2 tRNA genes are annotated in these 271 nt (G+C 56.1%); both read left to right on the forward strand.

Annotated elements, in window-relative coordinates:
* Positions 1-41 precede the first annotated feature (41 nt).
* A tRNA-Ile gene (locus tag AB4Y36_RS40535) sits at positions 42-118 on the forward strand.
* Positions 119-157: 39 nt separating this feature from the next.
* Positions 158-233, forward strand: a tRNA-Ala gene (locus tag AB4Y36_RS40540).
* Positions 234-271: the final 38 nt, after the last annotated feature.

Genomic DNA, 271 nt, shown 5'->3' on the forward strand with positions numbered 1-271 from the left:
TAAGCGCTCACACTTGTCGGCTGTAAGAAAGACAGACTCAGGGGTCTGTAGCTCAGTCGGTTAGAGCACCGTCTTGATAAGGCGGGGGTCGATGGTTCGAATCCATCCAGACCCACCACTGTCTGTGACGGGCAGTCCCCCTGAAGTATGTGTGACTGGGGGATTAGCTCAGCTGGGAGAGCACCTGCTTTGCAAGCAGGGGGTCGTCGGTTCGATCCCGTCATCCTCCACCAATCCTCAATGCACAGCGTTCTGCACGAAGCAGAACCTT

Origin of the sequence: Paraburkholderia sp. BR10936, assembly GCF_040965735.1 — a bacterium.
GTDB lineage: Bacteria > Pseudomonadota > Gammaproteobacteria > Burkholderiales > Burkholderiaceae > Paraburkholderia > Paraburkholderia nodosa_A.